The sequence below is a fragment of the Sphingomonas hankookensis genome (assembly GCF_001619955.1).
In the GTDB taxonomy this organism is placed as follows: Bacteria; Pseudomonadota; Alphaproteobacteria; order Sphingomonadales; family Sphingomonadaceae; genus Sphingomonas; species Sphingomonas hankookensis_A.
In genome coordinates, this window is sequence record NZ_LQQO01000044.1 from 1 (window position 1) to 1,517 (window position 1,517).

Here is a 1,517-nt window from a genome sequence, read left to right on the forward strand (position 1 = left end):
TTAGACCCCATGACTGCCGGAGCCTTGGAGGCTCGAATCTGAGATGCTGATGATGGATTTGTCAGCAGCGGAGACGAGTCATGACGGAGGCAGTGAAATACGTTGGTCTGGACGTTCATAAGGAAACCATCGCGGTCGCGGTTGCCGATGGGGAACGCGGAGGCGAGGTACGTTTCGTCGGCACGGTCGCCAACGAGGACGATGCGATCAGGAAGCTGGTCAAGCGGCTGACGGGACCGGGTGTGACGTTGAACGTCTGCTACGAAGCGGGACCCTGTGGGTATGGCTTGCATCGGCTGCTGTCGAAGCTGGGACAGAATTGCATCGTCATCGCCCCCTCGATGATGCCGCGACGCCCGGGCGACCATGTTAAGACGGACCGGCGTGACGCGATGACCCTGGCGCGGCTGCTACGCGCCGGCGAACTCACCGCGATCTGGGTGCCGGACGAAGCGCACGAGGCGGTACGCGATCTCATCCGCGCGCGACGCAGCGCGCAGGACGATGCCATCGGGGCCAAGCAGACGGTGCGCAGCTTCCTGTTGCGGCATGATCGTCGTTTTGGCGGCAAGGCGGCTTGGACGAAAGTGTACTGGCGGTGGTTGTCCGAGCAGCGGTTTGAGTTTCCCCACCAGCAGCTGGCATTCGAGGAAATGCAGAAGCGGGTGCTGGAGGCCCAGGCACGGGTCGCGCGCCTGGAGGCGGCGCTGGCTGAAGCGGTGGATGCGTGGTGTTTTGCGCCGCTGGTCCGCAATCTGCAGGTCCTGCGCGGTATCAGGCTGGTCAGTGCCGCAACGCTGGTCGCCGAGGTGGGCGACCTCACCCGCTTCGACAATCCCAAGCAACTGATGGCGTATGTCGGCCTGGTGCCGTCCGAGCACTCCAGCGGTGCCAAGACCAAGCGGGGCCGGATTACCCGCGCGGGCAACGCGCAAGCACGGACGATGTTGATCGAGGCGGGCTGGTCGTATCGGCTGCCCGCTCGCGAGGAGCGACGCTACCGTGAACGGGTCATCGACTTGCCCGAGGACATCCAAGCGATCGGGTGGAAGGCGCAGGTTCGCCTGTGCCAGCGCTACCGTCGCCTGGCGGCCACCGGAAAGCCCCAGCCCAAGGTGACCACCGCGATCGCGCGTGAACTGGTCGGCTATGCCTGGGACATCGCCCGTCGAGTGTCGCCAGCGATAGCCGGCTGATCCACACAGAACAATTCCAGGAGGAGGCGCCAGGGCACCAACTGCATAGCCTTGGCCGGCGTGCCGCGGGCACCCGACTGTGATGGGCAATCCACGGTGTACGGTGGGGCAGGTTCGTCCGACGCCCGAACTTAGACGGAGGATAGGCCCAGCGACGGATACGGGTAGTGCGGTAACCAACCCGCGGATGAGAGCATGATCAATCGTCGTCGATCAGGCGTCCGCGGCACACCCGCCAAGGTCAATGCGAACGCTGGTCTTGCGGCCAGCGACAAGGTAAACTCGGCCAGCGTCTCGGATGGCAGTCATGAGAGCGTATAT

At 64.3% G+C, this 1,517-nt stretch carries 1 protein-coding gene; it reads left to right on the forward strand.

The annotated features are described in order from the left end of the window. The first annotated feature begins 80 nt into the window (after positions 1-80). Entirely contained in the window at positions 81-1,196 is a 1,116-nt protein-coding gene (locus AVT10_RS14590) for an IS110 family transposase (RefSeq protein ID WP_066693034.1), read from the forward strand. Positions 1,197-1,517: the final 321 nt, after the last annotated feature.